The organism is Pseudomonas sp. EB271-G4-1, assembly GCF_058791355.1.
Window position 1 is genome coordinate 23,307 of sequence record NZ_JBYTEO010000035.1, and the last position, 25,386, is coordinate 48,692.

Below are 25,386 nucleotides of genomic sequence, written 5' to 3' on the forward strand. Positions count from 1 at the left end.
CTGGCTCCTACAGAGTGCAGGTCTTCACATTGAACGAGATCCATCGATGAACAACGCTCTGACCCAGCTCCAGCCCTACCCGTTCGAGAAGCTCCGCGCCCTGCTCGGCAGCGTCACGCCAAACCCGGACAAACGCCCTATCGCGTTGTCGATCGGCGAACCGAAACACCGCTCGCCAAGCTTCGTCGCCGAAGCCCTGGCCAGCAACCTGGATCAGATGGCCGTGTACCCGACCACCCTCGGCATCCCGGCCCTGCGTGAAGCCATCGCCGCCTGGTGCGAGCGCCGCTTCGGCGTTCCGAGCGGCTGGATCGACCCGGCGCGCAACGTGCTGCCAGTCAACGGCACCCGTGAAGCGCTGTTCGCGTTCACCCAGACCGTGGTCAACCGTAGTGACGACGCGCTGGTGGTCAGTCCGAACCCCTTTTATCAGATCTATGAAGGCGCCGCGTTCCTCGCCGGGGCCAAGCCGCACTACCTGCCGTGCCTGGACGAAAATGGCTTCAACCCGGATTTCGATGCCGTTTCGCCGGACATCTGGCAACGCTGCCAGATCCTGTTCCTGTGCTCGCCGGGTAACCCGACCGGCGCGCTGATCCCGGTCGAGACCTTGAAAAAGCTGATCGCCCTGGCTGACGAATACGACTTCGTGATCGCCGCGGACGAGTGCTACAGCGAGCTGTATTTCGACGAACAGACGCCGCCACCAGGCCTACTCAGCGCTTGCGTGGAACTGGGTCGCAAGGATTTCAAGCGCTGCGTGGTATTCCACAGCCTGTCCAAGCGCTCCAACCTGCCAGGCCTGCGTTCGGGCTTCGTGGCCGGTGACGCTGACGTCCTCAAGGGCTTCCTGCTCTACCGCACCTATCACGGCTGCGCGATGCCGGTTCAAACCCAACTGGCCAGCGTTGCCGCGTGGAACGACGAAGTGCATGTGCGCGCCAACCGTGCGCTGTATCGCGAGAAGTACGACGCGGTGCTGAAAATCCTCAGCCCGGTGATGGACGTGCAACGCCCGGACGGCGGTTTTTACCTGTGGCCGAATGTGGCCGGTGACGACGCAGCCTTCTGCCGCGACCTGTTCGAGCAGGAGCATGTGACCGTCGTGCCGGGTTCCTACCTGTCGCGGGATGTCGATGGCGTCAATCCGGGTGCCGGGCGCGTGCGCATGGCATTGGTTGCGCCGCTGGCGGAGTGTGTAGAGGCCGCAGAGCGAATTCGCAACTTCATTGATGCACGCAGTAAATAACAATGAGTTCCCCTGCACCGTGCAACGCGGTGCAGGCCAACTTAAACAACTTCACACCCAACAAACTAAACTTATACGCGCAACAAACTGAACAATTAACAATCTAGACAACCCCCTACCCACCCTTTAATTTGAGGCCTCACTCACAGACCACTAAGCACAACCAAATGAATCAACTTAAATGCTGCAAAACCATTGCAACTTCCGACCCTGCTGCCTCTTATCAAGCCGCCATCAATGAGCACCCCTCTAACGGAGTCACTCACGGCAATCGTAAAAAGCGCAGTATCAGCGACCACACCAAATATTGGAAGCCAGGGAAAACCCTGAGAATCCTGATCTTCGAATACAATGAACTCTCTTTTGCCGCGGTAAAAAACGCTGCAAGCAAATGGCTGCCGTACATCAATCTCAATTTCGAATTCATTGAAATGGATGAACAAGACATTTTTTCTTCGGAAGAATTCCTGGGTGACATTCGCATCGACTTTCAACCCTCGTTCGATAATAGCGGCGGTTCAAGAATCGGTACCGACGCGATTACCGGCGACCCCCAAGCGCCGTCCATGACCTTGGGAACCAAATTTTCCTCTCCCTATTTCGAATATACGGTTATTCATGAATTTGGGCATGCACTCGGATTGGGTCATGAGCATCAACATCCAGATGCAGGGATACCTTGGGACCGAGAAAAAACATACGCCCACATGATCAGCAGTACGTTTACCAGAGCTGAAGTTGATGCCAATGTCTTTCCCTTGGAGCGCAGTGCCTTTCAGGCTTTCACCCCCTATGACCGGCATTCCGTAATGCACTATGAAGTCCTCAACGAACTTACCGTGGGTGACTGGCATCAACCTCTAAACTTGCATATCAGCCAAGGCGACATTGCGGCCGTGCGCATGATTTACCCATAACCGCGCCAGCTCGACAATCCGCTTACTTTACCGCCCCCAGTTTAGCCTCACTCAAGTCCAGCTCACCCAATACCTCGCGCAACACGTCATCCCCAATCTGGTGATGACGACTAAGGCTATACAACTCCAGGCGCTGCGCTCGCAGGGCCTTCAAACGCAGGCGCCGTTCCAGCAAGTCCATTTGAAAGGCCAGTGCCTGGGCTTCGGCCGAGTCATTGAATACTTCAAGCTGATGCCGATACTCGGACATGATCCGCGCCTTGAGTTCTACCGCCAGCGCCGCTTGAGCGGCGTCCTGTGGGTTGACCTCTTCGGTTTCGAGGGCATGAATGGCCGCTTCGGCGGTTTTGCGCCAGGCGTCGCGCACTTCATTGCGGCGCTTGTCGTCCGGGCTTTTTTCGATGCCTCGCAGCAGCAACGGCAACGCCACGCACGCGGCGATCAACGACAGCAAAATCACCCCGGCAGCGATGAAGATCAGCAGGTCACGCTCGGGAAATGCCTCTGCCCCCATGAACATTGGCACCGACATCACACCCGCCAATGTTACCGCCCCGCGCACGCCACCAACGGTCAGTAACCAGCAGGAGCGCGCGCTCGGCACCCGGGTGATCTCATCCTTGCCGCGCCAGCGCCGCAGCACAATGGACAGGCGCCAGATGCTCTGCACCCAGACGAACCGCAACACCAGCAGCACCAGGAAAATCGCCAGCACATCGACACAGCGATAAAACAGCGTCGGCCACAGCGAAGTTTCATGGCTGGCCACGGCTTTGATGATGTCCGGCAACTGCAAGCCCAGCAGCAGGAAAATCAAGCCATTGAAGGCGAACTCCAGCAGTGACCAGACGCTGCGATTGAGCAACCGCGTGTTGGTCTGGCGCGGCAGCAGATCGAGCCAGCTTTGCATCATCCCCGCCGCTACCGCCGACAGAATGCCCGACGCTCCCACGCGTTCGGCGAGCACGTAGGCGGCAAATGGCAGCAACAACATGAAGACGACGTGGGTGGCCGGGTCATCCCAGCCACGGGCGATCATCCACGAGCGCAGGCGCCCTACCAGCCAGCTCAACGCCACGCCAATGGCCAGGCCGCCGACCGCCACCAATACAAAGGTGACACTGGCGTTGGCCAGCGAAAATGCCCCGGTCACTGCCGCCACCAGGGCGAACTTGAACGTCACCAGACCCGAGGCATCGTTCATCAACGCCTCGCCCTGCAGCATGTGCATCAAGGGCGTCGGCAAGCGATTCTGAGAGATCGCCGACACCGCCACGGCGTCCGTGGGCGACAGCACCGCCGCCAATGCAAACGCCACCGGCAACGGGATAGTCGGCAGCAACCAGTGGATGAAATACCCGGCACCGACCACGGTAAACAGCACCAACCCCACGGCCAGGGTGAGGATCGGTCCACGCAAACGCCAGAATTCACGTTTGGGCATGCGCCAGCCATCGGAAAACAACAACGGTGGCAGGAACAGAAACAGAAACAATTCAGGATCCAGCGCCACATGCAGGCCGAGGGTCGGCCAGGCAAGCAAGGCACCCGCGGCAATTTGCACCAACGGCAACGGCAGCGGGATCACCCGTCCGAGCAGGCGCGAAACACCTACCAGCATCAACAGAATCAGAACGGTGTAGGCGGTTTGCATAAAGCGTGGTTCCCGGACAATCGACAGCATTGAAGTGCCATATTAGCCGCTTAGACTGTGCGCTTGCCCTTACACCTATGTCGCACCCTGTCACAACTGTATTCCCAGGGGTTTTGTCCTACAGCCGCCGCGAAACCATCCGGCCATGGCATAATCCGGCACCTTTTATTTCCAACACCTGTAAAGGGGGCGATTCCTTGACCGTTTCAAGTAAAACGTTGCACCTTTTCGGCATCAAGGCGTGTGACACCATGAAAAAGGCGCGCACCTGGCTTGATGAACACGCTGTCAGCTATGACTTCCATGATTACAAAGCGGTCGGTATCGATCGTGAACACCTGACCCAATGGTGCAACGAGCACGGCTGGGAAGTGGTGTTAAACCGTGCAGGCACGACCTTTCGCAAGCTCGACGACGAACGCAAAGCCGATCTCGACCAGTCGAAAGCCATCGAACTGATGCTCGCACAACCTTCGATGATCAAGCGCCCGGTGCTCGATCTCGGTGACCGAACCCTGATTGGCTTCAAGCCAGATATCTACGCGGCCGCGCTCAAATAAGCAGCCCGTTTCAATTTGCTAGAGGTATCAACATGTCCACTACCCTGTTCAGCCTGGCCTTTGGTGTCGGCACCCAAAACCGTCAAGGCGCCTGGCTGGAAGTGTTCTACGCACAGCCATTGCTCAACCCGTCTGCCGAACTGGTCGCTGCCATTGCGCCGATCCTGGGCTACACCGAAGGCAACCAGGCCATCACCTTCACCACCGCGCAAGCTTCGCAACTGGCTGAAGCCGTGAAAGGTGTCGACGCTGCCCAGGCCGCCCTGCTGACCCGCCTGGCCGAGAGCCACAAGCCGCTGGTCGCCACTGTCCTGGCCGAAGACGCACAACTGACCTCCACGCCTGAGGCCTACCTCAAGCTGCACCTGCTGTCCCATCGCCTGGTCAAGCCACACGGCCTGAACCTGGCTGGCGTGTTCCCGCTGCTGCCAAACGTAGCCTGGACCAGCCAGGGCGCCATCGACCTGTCCGAACTGGCCGAGCATCAACTCGAAGCCCGCCTGCGCGGCGAGCTGCTGGAAGTGTTCTCGGTGGACAAGTTCCCGAAAATGACCGACTACGTCGTACCGGCCGGTGTGCGTATCGCTGACGCCGCGCGCCTGCGCCTGGGCGCCTACGTGGGCGAAGGCACCACCGTAATGCACGAAGGCTTCATCAACTTCAACGCCGGCACCGAAGGCCCGGGCATGATCGAAGGCCGCGTCTCCGCTGGCGTCTTCGTCGGCAAGGGTTCGGACCTGGGCGGCGGCTGTTCGACCATGGGCACTCTCTCGGGTGGCGGCAACATCGTGATCAAGGTTGGCGAAGGCTGCCTGATCGGCGCCAACGCCGGTATCGGTATCCCGTTGGGCGACCGCAACACCGTTGAGTCGGGCCTGTATGTGACTGCCGGTACCAAGGTGGCGCTGCTGGACGAGAACAACGAGCTGGTGAAAGTTGTGAAGGCCCGTGAGCTGGCCGGCCAGGCCGACCTGCTGTTCCGTCGCAATTCGCAAACCGGTGCCGTGGAGTGCAAGACCCACAAATCGGCGATCGAATTGAACGAAGCGCTGCACGCTCACAACTAAGCGTCAGTCGATTCCTGTAGGAGCGAGCATGCTCGCGATGAACGTCAACGATAACGCGGGGCACCAGACACCCCGTGTCGTCCAGGCGTCCATCGCGAGCATGCTCGCTCCTACAAGGGTCAGGCGTAAAGGCCGAACAACATGACGATTCTCTCCCCCTGGCGCGCCGACTTTCCGGCCATCGCCGCCCTGCAACGGCAAGGCCAGACCTATCTGGACAACGCCGCCACCACGCAAAAACCGCAAGCCCTGCTCGATGCCCTGGCGCATTACTACGCCAACGGCGCGGCCAACGTGCATCGGGCACAACACCTGCCCGGCGCCCATGCGACCCAAGCATTCGAGGACAGTCGGCGCAAAGCCGCGCAATGGCTCCATGCCGGCGACCGCGGGCAAATCATCTTCACGCATGGCGCGACGTCCGCGCTGAACCTCCTGGCCTATGGCTTGGAACATCTTTTCAATCCAGGCGATGAGATTGTCATCAGCGCCCTGGAACATCACGCCAACCTGCTGCCGTGGCAGCAACTGGCGCAGCGCCGCGAGCTAAACCTGGTGATCCTGCCACTGGATGCCGACGGTGTGATCGACCTTGACGCTGCCGGACGGTTGATCGGCCCACGCACGCGGCTGCTGGCGGTCAGCCAGCTGTCCAACGTCATCGGCGCCTGGCAACCCCTGCCCCCGCTGCTGGCGCTGGCCAAGGCGCATAACGCCTTGACCGTGATCGACGGCGCCCAGGGCGTGGTCCATGGTCGGCATGACGTGCAAGCGCTGGGGTGCGACTTCTATGCATTTTCCAGCCACAAGCTCTATGGCCCTGATGGCCTGGGCGTACTGTTTGGGCGCCATGAAGCGCTGCAACAGCTACGCCCCTGGCAGTTTGGCGGCGAAATGGTGCTGGACGCCAACTATCACGACGCCCGCTTCCGCCCTGCACCGCTGGGATTCGAAGCCGGCACGCCGCCGATTTCCAGCGTTATTGGACTGGGGGCAAGCCTGGATTACCTTGCCGGGCTCGATCAGCACGCTGTTTGCGCCCATGAATCGGCCCTGCATGACTATCTACTCAAGGGGCTCGCTGCACGTAATGGCATCCGCCTGTTGGGCAAGCCGCAAGTGGCACTGGCGAGCTTCACCATCGAAGGTGTACATAACTCGGATCTGGCGCACCTTCTGACCGAACAGGGCATTGCGGTCCGCGCCGGTCATCACTGCGCCATGCCGCTGCTCAAAAGCCTGCACCTGGCCGGAGCGATTCGGGTGTCGTTGGCGCTGTACAACGACTCCGAAGACCTGGAACGGTTCTTTGAAGCGCTGGATCAAGCACTGGAGTTATTGCGATGAGCCTTCCCGCTGAAGCCGTGGACGCGCTGCAAGCCTTTCAAGATCTGCCGGGCTGGGAACAACGGGCGCGCCTGCTGATGCAGTGGGGCGAGCGCCTGCCCGTACTGAACGAAGTAGAAATGTGTGACACCAACCGGGTGCACGGCTGCGAAAGCCAGGTGTGGCTGGTGGGCGAACTGAAGGATGGCCACTGGCAGTTCAGGGCCAACAGTGATGCACGGTTGATTCGCGGATTGGTGGCGTTGCTGCTGGCGCGGGTCAACGGGTTGTCGGCGAATGAGCTTCAGCAGGTGGACTTGGCGGACTGGTTCAATCAGCTGGGGTTGGGTCGCCAGTTGTCCCAGTCGCGCAGCAATGGCTTGAATGCGGTTTTACAACGGATGCGTGAACTCGCCGCCTGACTGATCATTCCCACGCTCTGCGTGGGAACGATCGGAGTCAGGAAGGTTTGACGCGCTCCGCCGGCCGCCGCACACCCGCCACGATCTTGTCCACCGCCTTGGTCGCCGCGACCATGCCGAAGGTCGCCGTCACCATCATCACAGCGCCAAAACCACCGGCGCAGTCAAGCTTCACACCATCACCGACGAAACTCTTCTGCAGGCAAATGCTGCCATCGGGTTTCGGGTAGCGCAGTTGCTCGGTGGAGAACACACACGGCACGCTGTAATGACGGGTCACGGTGCGCGAAAAGCCATAGTCGCGGCGCAAGGTGGAGCGCACTTTCGACGCCAGCGGATCATTGAACGTACGGTTGAGGTCGCAGACCTGGATCAGCGTCGGATCGATCTGCCCGCCCGCACCGCCGGTGGTGATGATCTGGATCTTGCGCCGCTTACACCAGGCAATCAGCGCCGCCTTGGCGTTGACGCTGTCGATGCAGTCGATCACGCAATCGATGTTCGGCGTGATGTACTCGGCCATGGTCTCGCGGGTGACGAAATCCGGCACCGCGTGCACCGTGCAATCGGGATTGATCCCGCGCAAGCGCTCGGCCATCACTTCGACCTTGGGTTTGCCGACGGTGCTGTCCAATGCGTGTAACTGGCGGTTGGCGTTGCTGACACAGACATCGTCCAAGTCGAACAACGAGATCTCGCCGACACCGCAACGGGCCATGGCTTCCGCCGCCCAGGAGCCGACGCCACCGACGCCAACAATCGCCACATGCGCCGCGCGCAGGCGCTCAAGGCCCTCGATGCCATACAAACGGGCGATGCCTGCAAACCGCGGATCTTCTGTACTCATGACCATCACCTCAAAAACCGGCGCGCAGTATAGGGCTTCGTCGCACGAAATTTTAGGGTTCGAGCGGTTAGTGTAAGAACTTATGTGAAAGTGAATTGCCCAATGTCGGGTAATTCCCTGTCCGCTATAGGTTCAGAGAATGCCTAGTGTAGGATTCGCCCCCCTTGGCGGTCCGACCGTTCCTTCGTTCCACAGTCTTTGGAACCCGAAATAACTATGTCATCGCGTAAATTTGGACTCAACCTGGTGGTGGTGCTCGCCATCGCTGCCTTGTTTACCGGTTTCTGGGCGCTGATCAATCGCCCGGTAACCGCTCCCAACTGGCCCGAACAGATCTCCGGCTTCTCGTACTCACCTTTCCAGCAGGGTCAATTCCCACAGAAGGAGCAGTATCCAACCGACGATCAAATGCGTCGTGACCTGGAGATAATGAGCAAGCTGACGGACAACATCCGTACTTACTCGGTCGACGGTACGCTGGAAAACATTCCCAAGCTGGCGGAAGAGTTTGGCCTGCGGGTGACACTGGGGATCTGGATCAGCCCGGACCAGGAACGCAACGAGCGGGAAATCACCCGTGCCATCGAAATCGCCAATTCTTCGCGCAGCGTCGTGCGCGTCGTTGTAGGTAACGAAGCCATTTTCCGCAAGGAAATCACCGCTGCCGAACTGAGTGTGATCCTTGATCGCGTCCGCGCCGCTGTGAAGGTGCCGGTGACTACGTCCGAACAGTGGCACGTCTGGGAAGAACACCCGGAACTGGCCAAGCACGTCGACCTGATTGCCGCGCACGTGCTGCCTTACTGGGAGTTCATCCCGATGGACAAGGCGGGACAGTTCGTCCTCGACCGGGCCCGCGACCTGAAAAAGATGTTCCCGAAAAAACCGCTGCTACTTTCCGAAGTGGGCTGGCCAAGCAACGGCCGCATGCGCGGAGGCGCCGATGCGTCGCCGGCAGACCAGGCGATCTATCTGCGAACCCTGGTCAACAAGCTCAACCGCCAGGGCTTCAACTACTTCGTGATCGAAGCGTTCGACCAGCCGTGGAAGGCCAGTGACGAAGGTTCGGTAGGCGCCTACTGGGGTGTGTTCAACGCCGCACGCCAACAGAAATTCAACTTCGAAGGCCCGGTGGTCGCGATCCCGCAATGGCGCGTGCTGGCCATTGGCTCGGTGGTATTGGCGCTGCTGTCGCTGACCCTGCTGATGATCGACGGCTCGGCCCTGCGCCAACGTGGTCGCACCTTCCTGACTTTTATCGCGTTCCTTTGCGGTTCGGTGCTGGTGTGGATCGGTTATGACTACAGCCAGCAATACAGCACCTGGTTCAGCCTGACGGTGGGCTTCCTACTCGCCCTTGGTGCACTCGGGGTGTTCATCGTGTTGCTGACCGAGGCCCACGAACTGGCCGAAGCCGTGTGGATCCACAAACGGCGCCGGGAATTCCTGCCGGTGGTCGGTGATTCAAACTATCGACCGAAAGTCTCGATCCATGTGCCGTGCTACAACGAGCCTCCGGAGATGGTCAAGGAGACCCTCAACGCCTTGGCCAATCTCGACTATCCGGACTTCGAAGTCCTGATCATCGACAACAACACCAAGGACCCGGCGGTCTGGGAACCCGTGCGCGACTACTGTGAAACCCTCGGCCCACGCTTCAAGTTCTTCCACGTCGCACCCTTGGCCGGTTTCAAGGGCGGTGCGCTGAACTACCTGATCCCCCACACCGCCAAGGATGCCGAAGTGATCGCGGTGATCGACTCCGATTACTGCGTGCACCCCAACTGGCTCAAGCACATGGTGCCGCACTTCGCCGACCCGAAAATCGCCGTGGTGCAGTCGCCGCAGGATTACCGCGACCAGAACGAAAGCACCTTCAAGAAGCTCTGCTACGCCGAATACAAAGGCTTCTTCCACATCGGCATGGTTACCCGTAACGACCGTGACGCGATCATTCAGCACGGGACCATGACCATGACCCGGCGCTCGGTGCTCGAGGAACTGGGCTGGGCCGACTGGTGCATCTGCGAAGACGCCGAGCTTGGCCTGCGAGTGTTCGAAAAAGGCCTGTCGGCGGCGTATTACCACGACAGCTACGGCAAGGGCCTGATGCCCGACACCTTCATCGACTTCAAGAAACAGCGATTCCGCTGGGCCTATGGCGCGATCCAGATCATCAAGCGTCACACCCGCAGCCTGCTGCGCGGCAAGGACACCGAGCTGACCCGCGGCCAGCGCTACCACTTCCTTGCGGGCTGGTTGCCGTGGGTCGCCGATGGCATGAACATCTTCTTCACTGTCGGCGCGCTGTTGTGGTCGGCGGCGATGATCATCGTGCCGCAGCGGGTCGATCCGCCGTTGCTGATTTTCGCGATCCCGCCCCTGGCGCTGTTCGTGTTCAAGGTCGGCAAGATCATCTTCCTCTACCGACGGGCGGTGGGGGTGAACCTCAAGGATGCGTTCTGCGCGGCACTGGCGGGACTTGCGTTGTCGCACACCATCGCCAAGGCGGTGTTGTACGGTTTCTTCACCAGCAGCATTCCGTTCATCCGCACGCCGAAGCATGCCGATAGCCACGGCTTCTGGGTGGCCATTGCCGAGGCCCGTGAAGAGGTGTTCATCATGCTGTTGCTGTGGGGCGCCGCGCTGGGGATCTACCTGGTGAACGGCATGCCGAGCAACGACATGCGTTTCTGGGTGACCATGTTGCTGGTGCAGTCTCTGCCATACCTGGCGGCGCTGATCATGGCGTTCCTCTCCTCCCTGCCGAAGCCGACCGCCGAAACCGAAACGGCGCCAGCGGTCTAATTCTTCACCGATGCACTAAACGGCGGCCAATGGTCGCCGTTTTGCTTTAAGATAACCGCCATTTTGCAGGGGCTACGGCCCAATGGCCGGACCTGATCCCTGTGGGAGCGAGCCTGCTCGCGAAGGCGTTGTAACAATCAACGTTTATGTTGACTGACACGCCGCCTTCGCGAGCAGGCTCGCTCCCACAGTGGGTCCGCGCCCACATTCATGATTTCCGGAGTTTCCCATGACGGCCCACGCCGACCTTTCGCCGACCCTTCAACTCGCCATCGACCTGATCCGCCGTCCGTCCGTGACGCCGGTCGACGCCGATTGCCAGAAGCAGATGATGCAGCGCCTGGGCGATGCCGGTTTCATGCTGGAACCGATGCGCATCGAAGATGTGGATAACTTCTGGGCCACCCACGGCAAACACGACGGCCCGGTACTCTGCTTCGCCGGTCACACCGACGTGGTGCCGACAGGTCCCGTGACCGCCTGGCAAATCGATCCGTTCAACGCAGTCATCGACGAACACGGCATGCTCTGCGGCCGTGGCGCGGCAGACATGAAAGGCAGCCTGGCATCCATGACCGTGGCCGCCGAGCGTTTCGTCGCCGATTACCCGGATCACAAGGGCAAGGTCGCCTTCCTGATCACCAGCGACGAAGAAGGCCCGGCGCACCATGGCACCAAGGCCGTGATTGAACGCCTGGTCGCACGCAAGGAGCGCCTGGACTGGTGCATCGTCGGCGAACCGTCGAGCACCACCCTGGTCGGTGACGTGGTCAAGAACGGCCGTCGCGGTTCCCTCGGCGCCAAGCTGACCGTGCGCGGTGTACAGGGCCACGTGGCCTACCCGCACCTGGCCAAGAACCCGATCCACTTGGCCGCTCCAGCGCTGGCGGAACTTGCCGCCGAGCATTGGGACCACGGCAACGATTTCTTCCCGCCGACCAGTTTCCAGATTTCCAACGTCAACTCCGGCACCGGCGCGACCAACGTCATCCCGGGTGACCTGGTCGCCGTATTCAACTTCCGCTTCTCCACCGAGTCGACCGTCGAAGGCCTGCAAAAGCGTGTCGCCGACATTCTCGACAAGCATGCCCTGGACTGGCACATCGACTGGGCACTGTCCGGCCTGCCGTTCCTCACCGAACCGGGCGCGCTGCTCGACGCCGTGTCCTCGAGCATCAAGGACATCACCGGTCGTGAAACCCAGGCTTCCACCAGCGGTGGCACTTCCGACGGCCGTTTCATTGCGACCATGGGCACGCAAGTGGTCGAGTTGGGGCCGGTCAACGCGACCATCCACCAGGTCAACGAGCGCGTGCTGGCGGCCGACCTCGATGTGTTGACCGAAATCTACTACCAGACCCTGATCAAGTTGCTCGCCTGATGCTCGCTTGCCCGATCTGCAGTGAACCGCTGAGCGCGGTGGACAACGGCGTGGCCTGCCCCGCCGGGCATCGTTTCGACCGTGCGCGCCAGGGTTACCTGAACCTGTTGCCGGTGCAGCACAAGAACAGCCGCGATCCTGGGGATAACCAGGCGATGGTCGAAGCCCGCCGCGACTTCCTCAACGCCGGCCATTACGCGCCGGTGGCCAAGCGCCTGGCGGAACTGGCGGCAAGTTACGCGCCACAGCGCTGGATCGATATCGGTTGTGGCGAGGGCTATTACACCGCGCAAATCGCCGACGCCTTGCCGGACGCCGACGGCTACGCCCTGGACATTTCCCGGGAAGCGGTCAAGCGCGCCTGTAAACGCAACCCCAAGCTCACCTGGTTGATCGCCAGCATGGCCCGCGTGCCGCTGGCGTCGGGCAGCTGTCAGTTCCTGGCCAGCGTTTTCAGCCCGCTGGATTGGGACGAAGCCAAGCGCCTGCTCAGCCCCGGTGGTGGCCTGATGAAAGTCGGTCCGACCAGCGGCCACCTGATGGAGCTGCGTGAGCGGCTGTACGACGAAGTCCGCGAGTACATCGACGACAAGCACCTGGACCTGGTGCCTGAAGGCATGGCGCTGGCTCACAGCGAAACCCTGACGTTCAAACTGACGCTTGCCAGTGGTCAGGACCGGGCGAACCTGTTGGCCATGACCCCCCACGGCTGGCGCGCCAGTGCCGAGCGCCGGGCAGCAGTCATTGAGCAGGTCGAGCCTTTCGAAGTCACCGTATCGATGCGCTACGATTACTTCGTACTTCAATAACTTCAACCATTTTTGGTCTTGGGCAACGGCTCAAGACCGGCTAAATCCGCGAATGGATTTTTCAGACACGCAGTGAGGACATCCATGCGCCAACCCGATATCGAGATTTACCTGAAAGACGCCGACGTCGACCACAAGGCCATCTCGGCCTGGCTCGGCGCGGCATTGGGCCCGTGCACCGACTGGGTCCAGAAAGGCCAGACCTACAAGTGCAAGGCCGGCATCGTGCCGGTGACCTGGTTGCCCAAGGCCGTAGGAAAGTGGAACAGCCTGTACCTGGAAAGCGATCAGACGCCGTGGGAAGACGACATCGCCTGCGCCCGCGCTGCCTTTGCCGCGTTGAACGTCGAAGTGCGCTGCGCACCGGGTAGCTGGGTCGAGGAAGAAGGTGAAGAGACGGCGGATCGCTGGATTCGCATCAGCGCCGACGGTGAAGAAGAGATCACCTGGAAAACTGCTTAACCGCCAAAGATCGCAGCCTGCGGCAGCTCCTACAGGGTTATGTGTACACCTGTAGGAGCTGCCGCAGGCTGCGATCTTTTGATCTCAGGATTACAGCCCCACCACATCCTCAGCCTGCAAACCCTTCTCGCCAGTCACCACCCCGTACTCGACCTGCTGGCCTTCAGTCAGCGAACGGTGCCCCTCACCGCGAATCGCGCGGTAGTGCACGAACACGTCCACCCCGTCCTCGCGTTGAATGAAGCCGTAGCCCTTGGCGTCGTTGAACCACTTCACATTGCCGGTTTCGCGCGTTGCCATCTCAGTACCCCCTTGTTTTTATTTTGAGCGCCCGAGTATATGACAGGCGCAGAAACTCTCAACTACAGATTGGTTGAGCGCTTTTTTGCCGATTTTCGACGAATCCGGCACACTGTCTCCCGCCCGAGCAAACGCTCGGTTTTATTCACTCACGCAGAAGCCGTATGACCCGCTCCCCGTTCCGCCGTCTTGTGTTTGGCACCCTGCGCCGACTGTTGTACCTCTGGGTTCGCTCGGAGACGATCAACCAGTCGTCGTTCACCCTCAACCTCGACCGCAGTCGCCCGGTGTTCTACGTCCTGCAAAATCCTTCGTTGACCGACCTGGCCGTGGTCGACACCGAATGCACCAAGGCCGGCCTGCCGCGTCCGGTGCTGCCGGTATCGGTGGGCAACCTGCTGGAACCGGCCGCGTTCTTCTACCTGACACCGGACCCGGACTGGCTCGGGCGCCAGGACAAGCGCGGCGCACCGCCCACCTTGACCCGCCTGGTCAGTGCCTTGAGCCAGAACGCCGCCGAAGATGCGCAGATCATTCCGGTCAGCGTGTTCTGGGGGCAGTCGCCGGACAGCGAAAACAGCCCGTGGAAACTGTTGTTCGCCGACAGTTGGGCGGTCACCGGGCGCTTGCGCCGCCTGCTGAGCATCATCGTGCTGGGGCGCAAGACCCGCGTGCAGTTCTCCGCGCCGATCCACCTGCGTGAACTGATCGAGCACGACAAAGGTCACGAGCGCACCGTGCGCATGGCCCAACGAATTCTGCGGGTGCACTTTCGCAACCTGAAAGCCGCGGTCATCGGTCCGGATATTTCCCACCGTCGCAACCTGGTCAAGGGTCTGGTCAACCAGCCGCTGGTAAAGCAGGCGATCCTCGACGAAGCCGAGCGCGAGAACATCTCGCCGGAGAAAGCCAAGGCCCAGGCCCTGCGGTACGGCAACGAGATCGCCTCGGACTACACCTACACCGCCATCCGCTTCATGGAAGTGGTGCTGAGCTGGTTCTGGAACAAAATCTACGATGGCATCAAGGTCAACAACATCGAAGGCGTACAAAAGGTTGCCCCGGGTTACGAAGTGATCTATGTACCCTGCCATCGCAGCCACATCGACTACCTGCTGCTGTCCTACCTGCTGTTTCGCAATGGCCTGACCCCGCCGCACATCGCCGCCGGGATCAACCTCAACATGCCCGGGATTGGCGGCCTGCTGCGCCGTGGCGGCGCCTTCTTCATGCGCCGCACCTTCAAGGGCAATCCGCTGTACACCTCGGTGTTCAACGAATACCTGCACACCCTGTTCACCAAGGGCTTCCCGGTGGAGTACTTCGTCGAGGGCGGCCGTTCGCGCACCGGGCGCATGTTGCAACCGAAAACCGGGATGCTGGCAATCACCCTGCGCAGCTTCCTGCGTTCGTCACGCATGCCCATTGTCTTCGTGCCGGTTTACATCGGCTACGAGCGCGTGCTGGAAGGCCGGACCTACCTGGGCGAGCTGCGTGGCGCGAGCAAGAAGAAAGAATCGATCTTCGACATCTTCAAGGTCATCGGCGCGCTCAAGCAGCGCTTCGGTCAAGTCGCGGTGAACTTTGGTGAGCCGATCAAACTGGCGCAATTTCTCGACAGCGAGCAGCCGGACTGGCGCGAGCAGGAACTGGGTCCCCAGTTCAAACCCGCCTGGCTCAACGAAACCACCAACCGCCTTGGTCAAAAAGTCGCGCAGCACCTGAACGAAGCGGCGGCGATCAATCCGGTCAACCTGGTCGCGCTGGCGCTGCTGTCCACAAGCCGCCTGGCCCTGGATGATCGCGCCATGGCGCGGGTTCTCGACCTGTACCTGGCGCTGTTGCGCAAAGTCCCGTACTCGCCGCACACCACCCTGCCCGAAGGTGATGGCCGAGCGTTGATCGAGCATGTGAAGGACATGGACCTGCTCTCGGAACAAAGCGATGCGTTGGGCAAGATTCTCTATCTGGACGAGCAAAACGCCGTCCTGATGACCTACTACCGCAACAACGTGCTGCACATCTTCGCGCTGCCGGCGCTGCTGGCGAGCTTCTTCCAGAGCGCCTCGCGCATGAGCCGCGAACAGATCCTGCGATACACCCGTGCGCTTTACCCCTACCTGCAAGCGGAACTGTTCATTCGCTGGTCGCTGGACGAGTTGGACGGGGTGATCGACCAATGGCTGCAAGCGTTCGTCGAACAAGGCCTGCTGCGCTTCGAGAATGACGTCTACCTGCGTCCGGCCCCAAGTTCGCGGCATTTCGTGCTGTTGACGCTGCTATCGAAAAGTATTGCCCAGACCTTGCAGCGCTTCTACATGACGGTGTCCCTGCTGCTCAACAGCGGCCAGAACAGCATCAGCGCCGAAGAACTGGAAGACCTGTGCACGGTCATGGCCCAGCGCCTGTCGATCCTGCATGGCCTGAACGCCCCGGAGTTCTTTGACAAGAGCCTGTTCCGCCATTTCATCCAGACTTTGCTGGACCTGGACGTACTCAAGCGCGATGAAGCCGGCAAGCTGAGCTATCACGAGCTGCTGGGGGAGTTGGCCGAAGGTGCGGCGAAGCGGGTGCTGCCGGCGGAGATTCGCTTGTCGATCCGTCAGGTGGCGCTGCATCGCAGTGAAGATGCCGCCGACCAACCCGCTACGCCCGAACAAACCGTCTAGATTGATCAAGGCGCCAGTCGGTCCTGGTGCCGTCGATACGGAGATCTGCCAATGAAAAAGCTTTCCCTGATAGCAGCCGCAGTGCTGCTGACAGCCTGCCAGCACCCGACTCCCGCGCCCAAGGCATCCCTTGATGGCGAAGTCTTCTACCTGCAACGCATTGCACTGCCACCGACGGCAATCCTGAGTGTCAGCCTGCAAGACATCTCGCTTGCCGACGCCCCGGCCAAGGTCATCGACGAACAACGTGGCCCGGTCAAAGGCCAGGTGCCGCTACCGTTCCACCTGAGCTACGACCCGCTGAAGATCGAACCCAACCACCGTTACTCGATCAACGCACGCATCGAAGTCGATGGCAAACTGCTGTTTATCACCACCGAAAATCACGCCGTGCGCCTGGACGGCTCCGATCCGCAGCCCGTGAAGGTCCGCGTTGACGCGGCCCGCTAGAGCTTATTCAAATAAGTGTCTTTGAAAAAGGAAGTTGCCATGCTCCGCCCTACCCTCCGTTTTGCCGGCCTGTGCGCAGGCTTGATGATCTCTGCCAGCGCCCTGGCACTGTCTCTGAGCGACCTGTCGCAAAAAGACGCCACTGGCGGTCTCAAGGACGCCCTGACCCAAGGCGCGCAACTGGCGGTGAAACAACTCGGCACCCCGGGCGGCTTCAGCAACAACCCGGACGTGAAGATCGAACTGCCGGGCAAACTGGGCAAAGTGGCCAGCAAAATGAAACAGTTCGGCATGGGCGATCAGGTCGATCAACTGGAAGCCAGCATGAACAAAGCGGCGGAAACCGCCGTGGTCCAGGCCCAACCGATCCTCGTCGACGCCGTGAAGAAGATGACGGTCGACGATGCCAAGGGCATTCTCAGCGGCGGCAATGACTCGGCCACCCAGTACCTGAACAAGACCAGCCGCGAACAAATCCGCGCCAAATTCCTGCCCATCGTCAAGCAAGCCACCGACCAGGTTGGCCTGGCCCAGCAGTACAACTCATTCGCCGGGCAGGCCGCGACCATGGGCGTGATCGACGCGAAGAGTGCCAACGTCGAAAACTACGTGACCGAGCAGGCGTTGAACGGTTTGTTCGAAATGATCGGCAAACAGGAAGAAACCATCCGCCAGAACCCGACGGCGGCGGCGACCAGTTTGGCGAAGAAGGTGTTTGGTACGCTCTAAGCCACCACCCTGATCGTTCCCACGCCCGCGTGGGAATGCATCCCGTGACGCTCCGCGTCACAGCGCAGGACTCAAGCCTTGCGTCGACAGCGGAACGCGGAGCGTCCCCGGCGGCATTCCCACGCAGAGCGTGGGTACGATCAAGATGCAGGTCGGCTGGCAGGCCGCCTTCGCGAGCAAGCCCGCTCCCACAGGGTATACACCCTCCGCTCTTCACCACTCATCAGGCCGAGCGTTAGCTCGCCTTCAGCTGTTGATCTTGATCCACCCGTCCCTTCGGGAGGCTGAGCGGAGGTGTTCATCCGGGGAGTGGCGCGCAGCGCCGTTCGACGCAGTCGAACACGCTGCATGTAGGTGCCAGCGAAGCCAACCGGAGGGGTTTGAAAAAAAGTGAGTCGCCGTAAGGGCGAAACCGTCAGCCGCCCTTACCGCAGAAACGGATATGTACTCGAAAACCAGAGCTTGGTCGGCCCAAAGGCCGCCAAGTCCAACGAACTCAGGCCGTTTCTTTCTTGACCCGGAACCAAGCCGCATACAACGCAGGCAAAAACAACAACGTCAACGCCGTCGCCACGATCAAACCGCCCATGATCGCCACCGCCATCGGCCCGAAAAACACACTGCGCGACAATGGAATCATCGCCAGAACAGCAGCCAGCGCCGTCAGCACAATCGGCCTGAACCGCCGCACGGTCGCCTCAATAATCGCCTGCCACGGCTTCAACCCGGCCGCGATATCCTGCTCGATCTGATCCACCAGGATCACCGAGTTGCGCATGATCATCCCCGACAACGCGATGGTCCCAAGCATGGCCACAAACCCGAACGGCTGGCGGAACACCATCAGGAACAACGTCACCCCGATCAACCCCAGGGGCGCCGTCAGGAACACCATCGCCGTGCGTGAGAAACTGCGCAACTGCAGCATCAGCAACGTCAACACCACCACGATGAACAACGGCACGCCCGCCTTCACCGAGTTCTGCCCGCGAGCGGAATCCTCGACCGTACCGCCGACATCCAGTAGATAGCCATCCGGCAATTCGGCGCGGATCGGATCGAGGGTCGGCATGATCTGCTGCACCAGGGTCGCCGGTTGTTCCTTGCCATAGATGTCGGCGCGAACCGTCACGTTGGGCAGGCGATTACGGTGCCAGATCACGCCTTCTTCAAAGCCGTATTCCAGGGTCGCGATCTGCGACAGCGCAACGCTGCGACCATTGTCGGTCGGCACCGCCAGGCTTGGCAGCAGCGACAGTTCGGTGCGCTCATGCACGGTGCCGCGCAACAGGATCTCGATCAACTCGTTGTCTTCGCGGTACTGGCTGACGCTGGAACCGGTCAGCGAGCTCTGCAGGAACTTCGACAGGTTTGCCGTGCTCACGCCCAATGCCCGTGCACGGTCCTGATCGATATTCAGATAGACGACCTTGCTGGGCTCTTCCCAGTCCAGGTGGACGTTGACCACATGCGGGTTTTCGCGAACCTTGGCCGCGACCTTTCGGGCCAGTGCGCGGACTTCCTCGATGTGCTCACCGGTCACCCGGAATTGCACCGGATAGCCAACCGGCGGACCGTTCTCCAGGCGCGTGACCCGCGAGCGCAAGGCCGGAAATTGTTCGTTGAGGGTCGTGATCAGCCAGGTGCGCAAGGGTTCGCGATCTTCGATGGTTTTTGCCAGGACGACGAACTGGGCGAAGCTCGCTGCTGGCAATTGCTGATCAAGCGGCAGGTAAAAACGCGGTGAGCCGGTCCCGACGTAGGCCACGTAGTTGTCGATGCCGGCTTTGTCCTTGAGCAACGCTTCGAGGCGCTTGACCTCCTCGGCCGTATTGCTCAGGGACGCGCCTTCGGCCAGCTTCAGGTCGACCATCAACTCCAGTCGACCCGAGGCCGGGAAGAACTGTTGAGGCACAAATCGAAACAGCACGATGGAGGCAATGAACAGCACCACAGTCGCCGTGATCACGGTCTTGCGCCAGCGCACGCACCACTCCACCAGACGCCGTACGCGTTGATAAAACGGCGTGCCATAGGGATCGGGTTGATCAGTGCCATGTTTGGCCGCGTGAATTTTCGCCAGGTCCGGCAGGAGCTTTTCCCCCAGATAAGGCACGAAGAGCACCGCCGCCACCCAGGACGCCACCAGTGCAATGGTCACCACTTCAAAGATCGAACGGGTGTATTCGCCGGTGCCCGATTGCGCGGTAGCGATAGGCAGGAAACCGGCGGCGGTGATCAGCGTACCGGTGAGCATCGGGAACGCGGTGCTGGTCCAGGCATAACTCGCCGCCTTGATCCGGTCGAAGCCCTGCTCCATTTTGATCGCCATCATTTCCACGGCGATGATGGCGTCGTCCACCAGTAAGCCCAGCGCCAGCACCAGGGCGCCGAGGGAGATCTTGTGCAGGCCTATCCCGAGGTAATACATGCAGGCGAACGTCATCGCCAATACCAGCGGGATGGCCAGGGCCACCACCATGCCGGTGCGCACCCCGAGGGAGAAGAAGCTCACCAGCAAGACGATGGCCAACGCTTCGACCAACACCTGGACGAACTCGCCGACGCCGGTTTTCACGGCGGCCGGTTGGTCCGAGACCTTGCGCAACTGCATGCCGGCCGGGAGGTTCTTCTGGATACGGGCAAACTCGATTTCCAGGGCCTTGCCCAGCACCAGAATGTCGCCGCCGTCCTTCATGGCCACGGCCAGGCCAATGGCGTCTTCACCCATGAAGCGCATGCGCGGCGCCGGTGGATCGTTGAAACCGCGACGCACGTTGGCGACATCGGCGATGCGGAACGTACGATCGCCGACGCGAATCGGGAAGTTCTTGATCTCTTCGACCGTCTGGAAATTCCCCGAGACCCGTAGCTGCAATCGTTCGCTGGTGGTTTCGAAGAAGCCGGCGGTGGACACCGCATTCTGTTCTTCAAGGGCTTGCTGCACCGCCGCCAGCGGCAATCCGAGGGTGGCGAGCTTGACGTTGGACAACTCGATCCAGATCTTTTCGTCCTGCAAACCGAGCAGGTCGACCTTGCCCACATCCTTGACCCGCTGCAGCTGGATCTGGATGCGGTCGGCGTAGTCCTTGAGCACGGCGTAATCGAAACCTTCGCCTGTCAGGGCGTAGATATTGCCGAAGGTGGTGCCGAATTCATCGTTGAAGAACGGCCCCTGGATACCCGGCGGCAGGGTATGGCGAATATCGCTGACCTTCTTGCGCACCTGATACCAGAGGTCCGGTATCTCCACCGAGTGCATGGAGTCTCGGGCGATGAAGGTCACCTGTGATTCACCCGGGCGCGAGAACGACACGATGCGCTCGTACTCGCCGGTTTCCATCAGCTTCTTTTCAATGCGTTCGGTGACCTGGCGCGAGACTTCCTGTGCGGTCGCCCCCGGCCAGTTGGTACGGATCACCATGGCCTTGAAGGTGAACGGCGGGTCTTCGCTTTGACCCAGCTTGGTGTAGGACAGTGCGCCGACAATCGCCAGCAAGAGCATCAGGAACAGGACGATCTGGCGATTGCGCAGCGCCCAGGCAGAAAGATTGAAACCCATCGGGGACTACTCCTTGCCAGCCAGATTGACCACGCGGTTGGAGCGATCCACCGGGCGCACGGACTGCCCGTCGAGAAGCACATGGACGCCGGCGGCCACCACCCAGTCGCTGGCATTGAGGCCTTCGAGTACCGGGACGGTTTTCTCACCGAAGGCACCGACCCGAACCGGGGTCTTTTTCAAGGTGTTGTTGGCGCTGACGACCCAGACGTAGGTCACGCCGTTCTCCGCGGTCAGCGCCGACAGTGGCACTGACAACGGCACGGATTGGGCGCTCTGAACGAAGACACGGGCGCTCTGGCCGAGTTCGGCCGGTACCGTGCCCGCATTGAAGGCGATACGCGCGGCGAAGGTGCGCGACTTTGGATCAGCGGCCGGCGACAGTTCGCGGATGTGCCCGGCGAAGCGCTGATCCGGTTGCGTCCACAGTTCAACCGAAACCGGTTGACCCACCTTGAAGCGGCCGAAGCTTGCCTCCGGCAAGCTGATCAACACTTCACGCTCACCATCGGTGGCCAGGGTAAACACCGTTTGCCCCGCCGCGACCACTTGCCCGACTTCCACGGCTCGCTTGGCCACAACGCCATCTTGCGGCGCCCGCAGCACCGCGTAACTGGCCTGATTGGTGGAGACGTTGAACTCGGCCTTGATCTGTTTAAGACGCGCTTCACCGGACCGGTACAGGTTTTCGTGATTGTCATACTGCGAGCGACTGACCAGTTGGCGCTCCATCAGCGTTTTATAGCGATCACGCTCGGCACGCACCATGTTCAGGTTGGCCTCGGCGGCCGCGACCTGGGCACGGGTGGCCTCCAGTTGCAGGCGCACGTCCTGGGGATCGAGTTCCGCCAGTGGCTGGTCGGCCTTGACCCGCTGCCCTTCGTCGACCAGTCGTCGGCTGACTTTTCCGCCAATGCGGAACGCCAGCTCCGGTTCAAAGCGGGCACGGACTTCACCGGGATAACTTTCCATCGCCTGGGTTGAAGGCTCTGGCTGGACCACCATGGCCGGTCGAACGCTGACTTGAGGCGCCTCTTCGTGACCGCACGCGGTCAATAAAAACGCCAGGGTGACTGGCAACGCGAGGGGCAAGGCATAGCGGAACATGGTGAAGGACCTTTCGCCAATGGTGCTTGGAATAATTATACTGACGAGTATGTTATTAATAGCAAACTCACCAGTCCAGTAATAAAAGCGAATATGCCGAACAATCTTTCAGCACCCAATGGCCCGGGCCGCCCCAAGGATCTGGCCAAGCGCCAGGCGATCCTCGATGCAGCGAAAACGCTGTTTCTGACCAAGGGATATGCCAACACCAGCATGGATGCTGTCGCTACGCAGGCCGGTGTGTCGAAGCTCACGGTCTACAGCCACTTCAACGACAAGGAGACGCTGTTCTCCGCTGCCGTGGTGGCCAAGTGCGAGGAACAGTTGCCGTCACTGTTCTTTGAATTGCCCGAAGGCGTGGCAGTGGAAACCGTACTGCTGAACATCGCCCGCGGCTTTCACCAGTTGATCAACAGCGACGAGTCGGTGAACCTGCACCGGTTGATGATGACCCTGGGCAGCCAGGACCCGAAACTCTCGCAAATCTTCTTTGAGGCGGGCCCGCAACGCATGCTGCATGGCATGGAGCGTTTGCTGACCCGGATCGACGAAAGTGGCGCGTTGAGTATCGACAAACCGCACAATGCGGCTGAGCACTTCTTCTGCCTGCTCAAGGGCGCGGGGAATTTTCGGTTGTTGTATGGCTGCGGTGAGCCACTGACCGGGGACGCGGCCGAGAGCCATGTGCAGGAAGTGGTGGGATTGTTTATGCGGGCTTATCGGCCGGAGTAGGCCTGACAGATATTGGTTGGCTGATCTGACGCCATCGCGGGCAAGCCCGCTCCCACAGGGTTCGAGGTATTCATAGAAATTGTGTTCAACACAAATCCTGTGGGAGCGTGGCTTGCCCGCGATGAAGGCGACTCGGTCTTAGGGCTTGAGCGCTTTCTTCGGATAAATGTCATACCGGCTGGACTTGCCATCCAGTGCATGGCTCGGCTTGGGCCCCTCAATGCACGGCGCCTTGCGCGGACGCTTGACCACCACCCGGTGGCTGGCCAGGGCCAGGGCGGCTTCAAGCAAAGCCGGCGCATCCGGATCATCCCCAACCAGCGGCCGGAACAGGCGCATTTCCTTTTTCACCAGCGCGGTTTTCTCACGATGGGGGAACATCGGGTCGAGGTAGATCACCTGCGGCGGTTCGCCCTGCCAATTGCGCATCACCTCGATCGAATTGCCCTTGAGCAAGCGCATGCGCGCCACGATGGGCGCTACGTCAAAATCTTCCGCGCCACGGGCCAGGCCATCTTCAAGCAAGGCACCAATCAACGGCTGACGCTCGATCAGGCTCATCTCGCAACCCAGGCTAGCCAGCACGAACGCATCCTTGCCCAGCCCCGCAGTGGCATCCAGCACACGCGGACGCACGCCTTGGGCGACGCCGACGGCCTTGGCGATCATCTGCCCACTGCCGCCACCGTACAACCGGCGATGCGCCGCGCCACCCTCGACGAAATCCACCCGCACTGGTCCGGGCGCGTCCGGCCCCAGCTGTTGCAGCTGCAGACCCTGGTCACCCACCTGCAACGCGAACTCGCCATCAGTCACTTGCAACGGCAGGCCGAGACGCTCGGCCCATTGCTCGGCCTGGGGCTCGAAGGCCGCGCTCAGCGCCTCGACATGGATGCGGCAGGCCGCAGGTTGATCAATCATGGGAAAACACGCTCAAAAAATTAATGATCGGCAAAAACGGCCGATAACAAAACTATCGAGCATTTTGCCAGAGCTGAGCGTCGACCGAGAGAAATGTCAGACATTCAACCCACAATCACAGGCTTTATCTCGCCCTACGGCGATTACAACCTGCGAAATACCCAGGTACTGGGCGGCGTCAGTCACATATGGCAGGATTTCTTTGCCCGTGCGCTGGCCGAACAGTCGGGTGAAGTGCTTCCGCAATCGCTGAATTTTCCACCGGTCGATTTGCAAAGCCCGGTTGAACCTACCGTGGGCAGTGACCTGCTGGCACACATCGTTTCCCAGCGCGAATGCGACGTGAAAGACAACGAAGTTCGCCCGCCCGAACCGCTGTTCCTGCCAATTGCCGAGTTCGAAATGGACCTGGCCGACAAACCATTCCCACCGTTCCCCGCCGAAGAAATCGTTGCCCAGCAGCAACAGCAAGACTTCGAGAGCGGCTGGGTGCGCCCGATCGTGCTCACCGCCGGTCAGCCGTTGCCGCAAGTCGGTCCCGCGCCGCAACCGCGTCCACTGCATTTGCCGATCGCCGAGTTCGAGCTCGATCTGCTGGACAAGCCATTCCCGCCGTTCTCGCCGGAAGAACTGCTGGAGCAACAGAAACAACTCGATTTCGATAACGGCTGGGCACGCCCGGTCATCCTGCAGAACCTGCGCCTCGCCGCCTAAGCATCACCGACAGACCCACCAAGGCCCGACATCCAGATGAAAGTGATTGCGATGGGCCGCGTTGTAATCCGGGCTCAGCACCACGCTGAACAGGCCACAGGCGCCATCGCGCACCTGCCTTAAAAATCTTCCATCCTGATTATCCTTCGACCAATCCTTGAGCACATTGACGGTCCGGCCATCCGCCAGTCGAAAACCGGCGATATCCAGTGCATTGGCCGACGCGTGCTGGCTGAGCCTGCCATTCTCGCGACTGTAGACATTGCGGCAGGCAAAGCTGCCAAGGTGATCGACCCGCGTGACCGCTTGCCCGTAGATCGCCTGCGCCGCAGGTTGCAGCGCGTGATGCTCGAACAGGGCAAACGACACGGCGAGTCGGCAGCTGGCAAGGAAACTGCTGCTCAGGGCCACGTCCCCGCCCTGCACACGCAGGGCATTGGTCAGCGGACATTTGGCGTCCGGGCTGTCGGCCTGACGGGTCACGCGCAATCCGGAGCTGCTCAACGCCTGATCGCACAGCTGCGAATCAGCGCGCAGACGCATCAGTTTGTAGCGGGTCAGCAGGTTGGGCTCCGCCTTGACGTCCAGCGGCGCCCAGGGATTCCACTGCGGCGGCAGAAGGATCCAACCGCGCCAGACGCCCACTCCCGCAGCTGCGATGATCAACAGGATCAGCAGCAGCCACCCGCGAAACCGCACC

At 60.7% G+C, this 25,386-nt stretch carries 22 protein-coding genes; 15 read left to right on the forward strand and 7 right to left on the reverse strand.

Annotation, left to right across the window (positions count from 1 at the left end; translation table 11 throughout):
• The first annotated feature begins 46 nt into the window (after window positions 1–46).
• Together dapC and AC3WWR_RS18255 are read left to right on the forward strand one after the other, a co-directional pair.
• A complete protein-coding gene (gene dapC / locus AC3WWR_RS18250) occupies window positions 47–1,249 on the forward strand; it encodes a succinyldiaminopimelate transaminase (protein ID WP_020799868.1) in 1,203 nt (400 codons plus the stop codon).
• Window positions 1,250–1,416: 167 nt separating this feature from the next.
• Window positions 1,417–2,166, forward strand: a complete 750-nt coding sequence (locus AC3WWR_RS18255) for a M12 family metallopeptidase (RefSeq protein ID WP_020799869.1) — start codon at window positions 1,417–1,419, stop codon at window positions 2,164–2,166.
• Window positions 2,167–2,188: 22 nt separating this feature from the next.
• Here AC3WWR_RS18255 and AC3WWR_RS18260 read toward each other — a convergent pair whose 3' ends face one another.
• Window positions 2,189–3,820, reverse strand: coding sequence for a Na+/H+ antiporter (locus AC3WWR_RS18260; RefSeq protein WP_033042550.1), 1,632 nt, complete (start codon window positions 3,818–3,820; stop codon window positions 2,189–2,191).
• Window positions 3,821–4,017: 197 nt separating this feature from the next.
• On the opposite strand from AC3WWR_RS18260, the gene AC3WWR_RS18265 reads away from it, so the two are divergent.
• From AC3WWR_RS18265 to AC3WWR_RS18280, 4 genes are all read left to right on the forward strand, one after another.
• Window positions 4,018–4,380, forward strand: coding sequence for an ArsC family reductase (locus AC3WWR_RS18265; protein WP_008057297.1), 363 nt, complete (start codon window positions 4,018–4,020; stop codon window positions 4,378–4,380).
• Between the two features lie 32 nt (window positions 4,381–4,412).
• Complete coding sequence (gene dapD / locus AC3WWR_RS18270; protein ID WP_020799872.1) at window positions 4,413–5,447, forward strand: 2,3,4,5-tetrahydropyridine-2,6-dicarboxylate N-succinyltransferase; 1,035 nt, start codon at window positions 4,413–4,415, stop codon at window positions 5,445–5,447.
• 141 nt (window positions 5,448–5,588) lie between these two features.
• On the forward strand, window positions 5,589–6,794 hold the full coding sequence (locus AC3WWR_RS18275; RefSeq protein ID WP_492598930.1) for an aminotransferase class V-fold PLP-dependent enzyme: 1,206 nt from the start codon (window positions 5,589–5,591) through the stop codon (window positions 6,792–6,794).
• A complete protein-coding gene (locus tag AC3WWR_RS18280; protein WP_020799875.1) occupies window positions 6,791–7,195 on the forward strand; it encodes a SufE family protein in 405 nt (134 codons plus the stop codon). The genes AC3WWR_RS18275 and AC3WWR_RS18280 overlap by 4 nt, the downstream gene beginning before the upstream one ends.
• 37 nt (window positions 7,196–7,232) lie before the next feature.
• Here the strand turns inward: AC3WWR_RS18280 and tcdA are convergent, their stop codons facing one another.
• Window positions 7,233–8,042: a tRNA cyclic N6-threonylcarbamoyladenosine(37) synthase TcdA gene (gene tcdA / locus AC3WWR_RS18285; protein ID WP_020799876.1), complete on the reverse strand. Its 810-nt coding sequence runs from the start codon at window positions 8,040–8,042 to the stop codon at window positions 7,233–7,235.
• A 216-nt stretch (window positions 8,043–8,258) separates the two neighbouring features.
• On the opposite strand from tcdA, the gene AC3WWR_RS18290 reads away from it, so the two are divergent.
• From AC3WWR_RS18290 to AC3WWR_RS18305, 4 genes are all read left to right on the forward strand, one after another.
• Window positions 8,259–10,850 carry a glycosyltransferase gene (locus AC3WWR_RS18290; RefSeq protein ID WP_020799877.1) on the forward strand — a complete coding sequence of 864 codons (2,592 nt, stop codon included), beginning with the start codon at window positions 8,259–8,261 and terminating at the stop codon, window positions 10,848–10,850.
• A gap of 229 nt (window positions 10,851–11,079) precedes the next feature.
• Window positions 11,080–12,231 carry a succinyl-diaminopimelate desuccinylase gene (gene dapE / locus AC3WWR_RS18295; RefSeq protein ID WP_020799878.1) on the forward strand — a complete coding sequence of 384 codons (1,152 nt, stop codon included), beginning with the start codon at window positions 11,080–11,082 and terminating at the stop codon, window positions 12,229–12,231.
• A complete protein-coding gene (locus AC3WWR_RS18300; protein WP_020799879.1) occupies window positions 12,231–13,040 on the forward strand; it encodes a putative RNA methyltransferase in 810 nt (269 codons plus the stop codon). Before dapE ends, AC3WWR_RS18300 begins: the two co-directional genes overlap by 1 nt.
• Before the next feature lie 84 nt (window positions 13,041–13,124).
• On the forward strand, window positions 13,125–13,502 hold the full coding sequence (locus AC3WWR_RS18305; RefSeq protein ID WP_492598931.1) for a hypothetical protein: 378 nt from the start codon (window positions 13,125–13,127) through the stop codon (window positions 13,500–13,502).
• A 90-nt stretch (window positions 13,503–13,592) separates the two neighbouring features.
• Here AC3WWR_RS18305 and AC3WWR_RS18310 read toward each other — a convergent pair whose 3' ends face one another.
• On the reverse strand, window positions 13,593–13,802 hold the full coding sequence (locus AC3WWR_RS18310; protein ID WP_008035470.1) for a cold-shock protein: 210 nt from the start codon (window positions 13,800–13,802) through the stop codon (window positions 13,593–13,595).
• 164 nt (window positions 13,803–13,966) lie between these two features.
• Between AC3WWR_RS18310 and plsB the strand changes: the two genes are divergently transcribed.
• Genes plsB through AC3WWR_RS18325 form a run of 3 tightly spaced genes read left to right on the forward strand, consistent with a single transcriptional unit; the run spans window position 13,967 to window position 17,650 of the window.
• Complete coding sequence (gene plsB / locus AC3WWR_RS18315; protein WP_432669069.1) at window positions 13,967–16,471, forward strand: glycerol-3-phosphate 1-O-acyltransferase PlsB; 2,505 nt, start codon at window positions 13,967–13,969, stop codon at window positions 16,469–16,471.
• 51 nt (window positions 16,472–16,522) lie between these two features.
• Window positions 16,523–16,921, forward strand: coding sequence for a YbaY family lipoprotein (locus AC3WWR_RS18320; protein ID WP_008058778.1), 399 nt, complete (start codon window positions 16,523–16,525; stop codon window positions 16,919–16,921).
• A gap of 39 nt (window positions 16,922–16,960) precedes the next feature.
• Window positions 16,961–17,650: a DUF4197 domain-containing protein gene (locus AC3WWR_RS18325; RefSeq protein WP_020799634.1), complete on the forward strand. Its 690-nt coding sequence runs from the start codon at window positions 16,961–16,963 to the stop codon at window positions 17,648–17,650.
• Between the two features lie 496 nt (window positions 17,651–18,146).
• On the opposite strand, the gene AC3WWR_RS18330 is transcribed toward AC3WWR_RS18325, so the two are convergent.
• Together AC3WWR_RS18330 and AC3WWR_RS18335 are read right to left on the reverse strand one after the other, a co-directional pair.
• Window positions 18,147–21,212, reverse strand: a complete 3,066-nt coding sequence (locus tag AC3WWR_RS18330; RefSeq protein WP_033043313.1) for an efflux RND transporter permease subunit — start codon at window positions 21,210–21,212, stop codon at window positions 18,147–18,149.
• Between the two features lie 6 nt (window positions 21,213–21,218).
• On the reverse strand, window positions 21,219–22,319 hold the full coding sequence (locus AC3WWR_RS18335; protein ID WP_020799636.1) for an efflux RND transporter periplasmic adaptor subunit: 1,101 nt from the start codon (window positions 22,317–22,319) through the stop codon (window positions 21,219–21,221).
• 93 nt (window positions 22,320–22,412) lie between these two features.
• Here AC3WWR_RS18335 and AC3WWR_RS18340 point away from each other — a divergent pair, with 93 nt between their 5' ends.
• A complete protein-coding gene (locus AC3WWR_RS18340; protein WP_020799637.1) occupies window positions 22,413–23,051 on the forward strand; it encodes a TetR/AcrR family transcriptional regulator in 639 nt (212 codons plus the stop codon).
• 138 nt (window positions 23,052–23,189) lie between these two features.
• Here the strand turns inward: AC3WWR_RS18340 and AC3WWR_RS18345 are convergent, their stop codons facing one another.
• A complete protein-coding gene (locus AC3WWR_RS18345; protein ID WP_020799638.1) occupies window positions 23,190–23,972 on the reverse strand; it encodes a class I SAM-dependent methyltransferase in 783 nt (260 codons plus the stop codon).
• A gap of 93 nt (window positions 23,973–24,065) precedes the next feature.
• Between AC3WWR_RS18345 and AC3WWR_RS18350 the strand changes: the two genes are divergently transcribed.
• Window positions 24,066–24,686 carry an energy transducer TonB gene (locus AC3WWR_RS18350; protein ID WP_432669067.1) on the forward strand — a complete coding sequence of 207 codons (621 nt, stop codon included), beginning with the start codon at window positions 24,066–24,068 and terminating at the stop codon, window positions 24,684–24,686.
• A 3-nt stretch (window positions 24,687–24,689) separates the two neighbouring features.
• Here AC3WWR_RS18350 and AC3WWR_RS18355 read toward each other — a convergent pair whose 3' ends face one another.
• Window positions 24,690–25,385 (reverse strand): extensin-like domain-containing protein, encoded by a 696-nt coding sequence (locus AC3WWR_RS18355; RefSeq protein WP_432669065.1) that lies wholly within the window; start codon window positions 25,383–25,385, stop codon window positions 24,690–24,692.
• Window position 25,386: the final 1 nt, after the last annotated feature.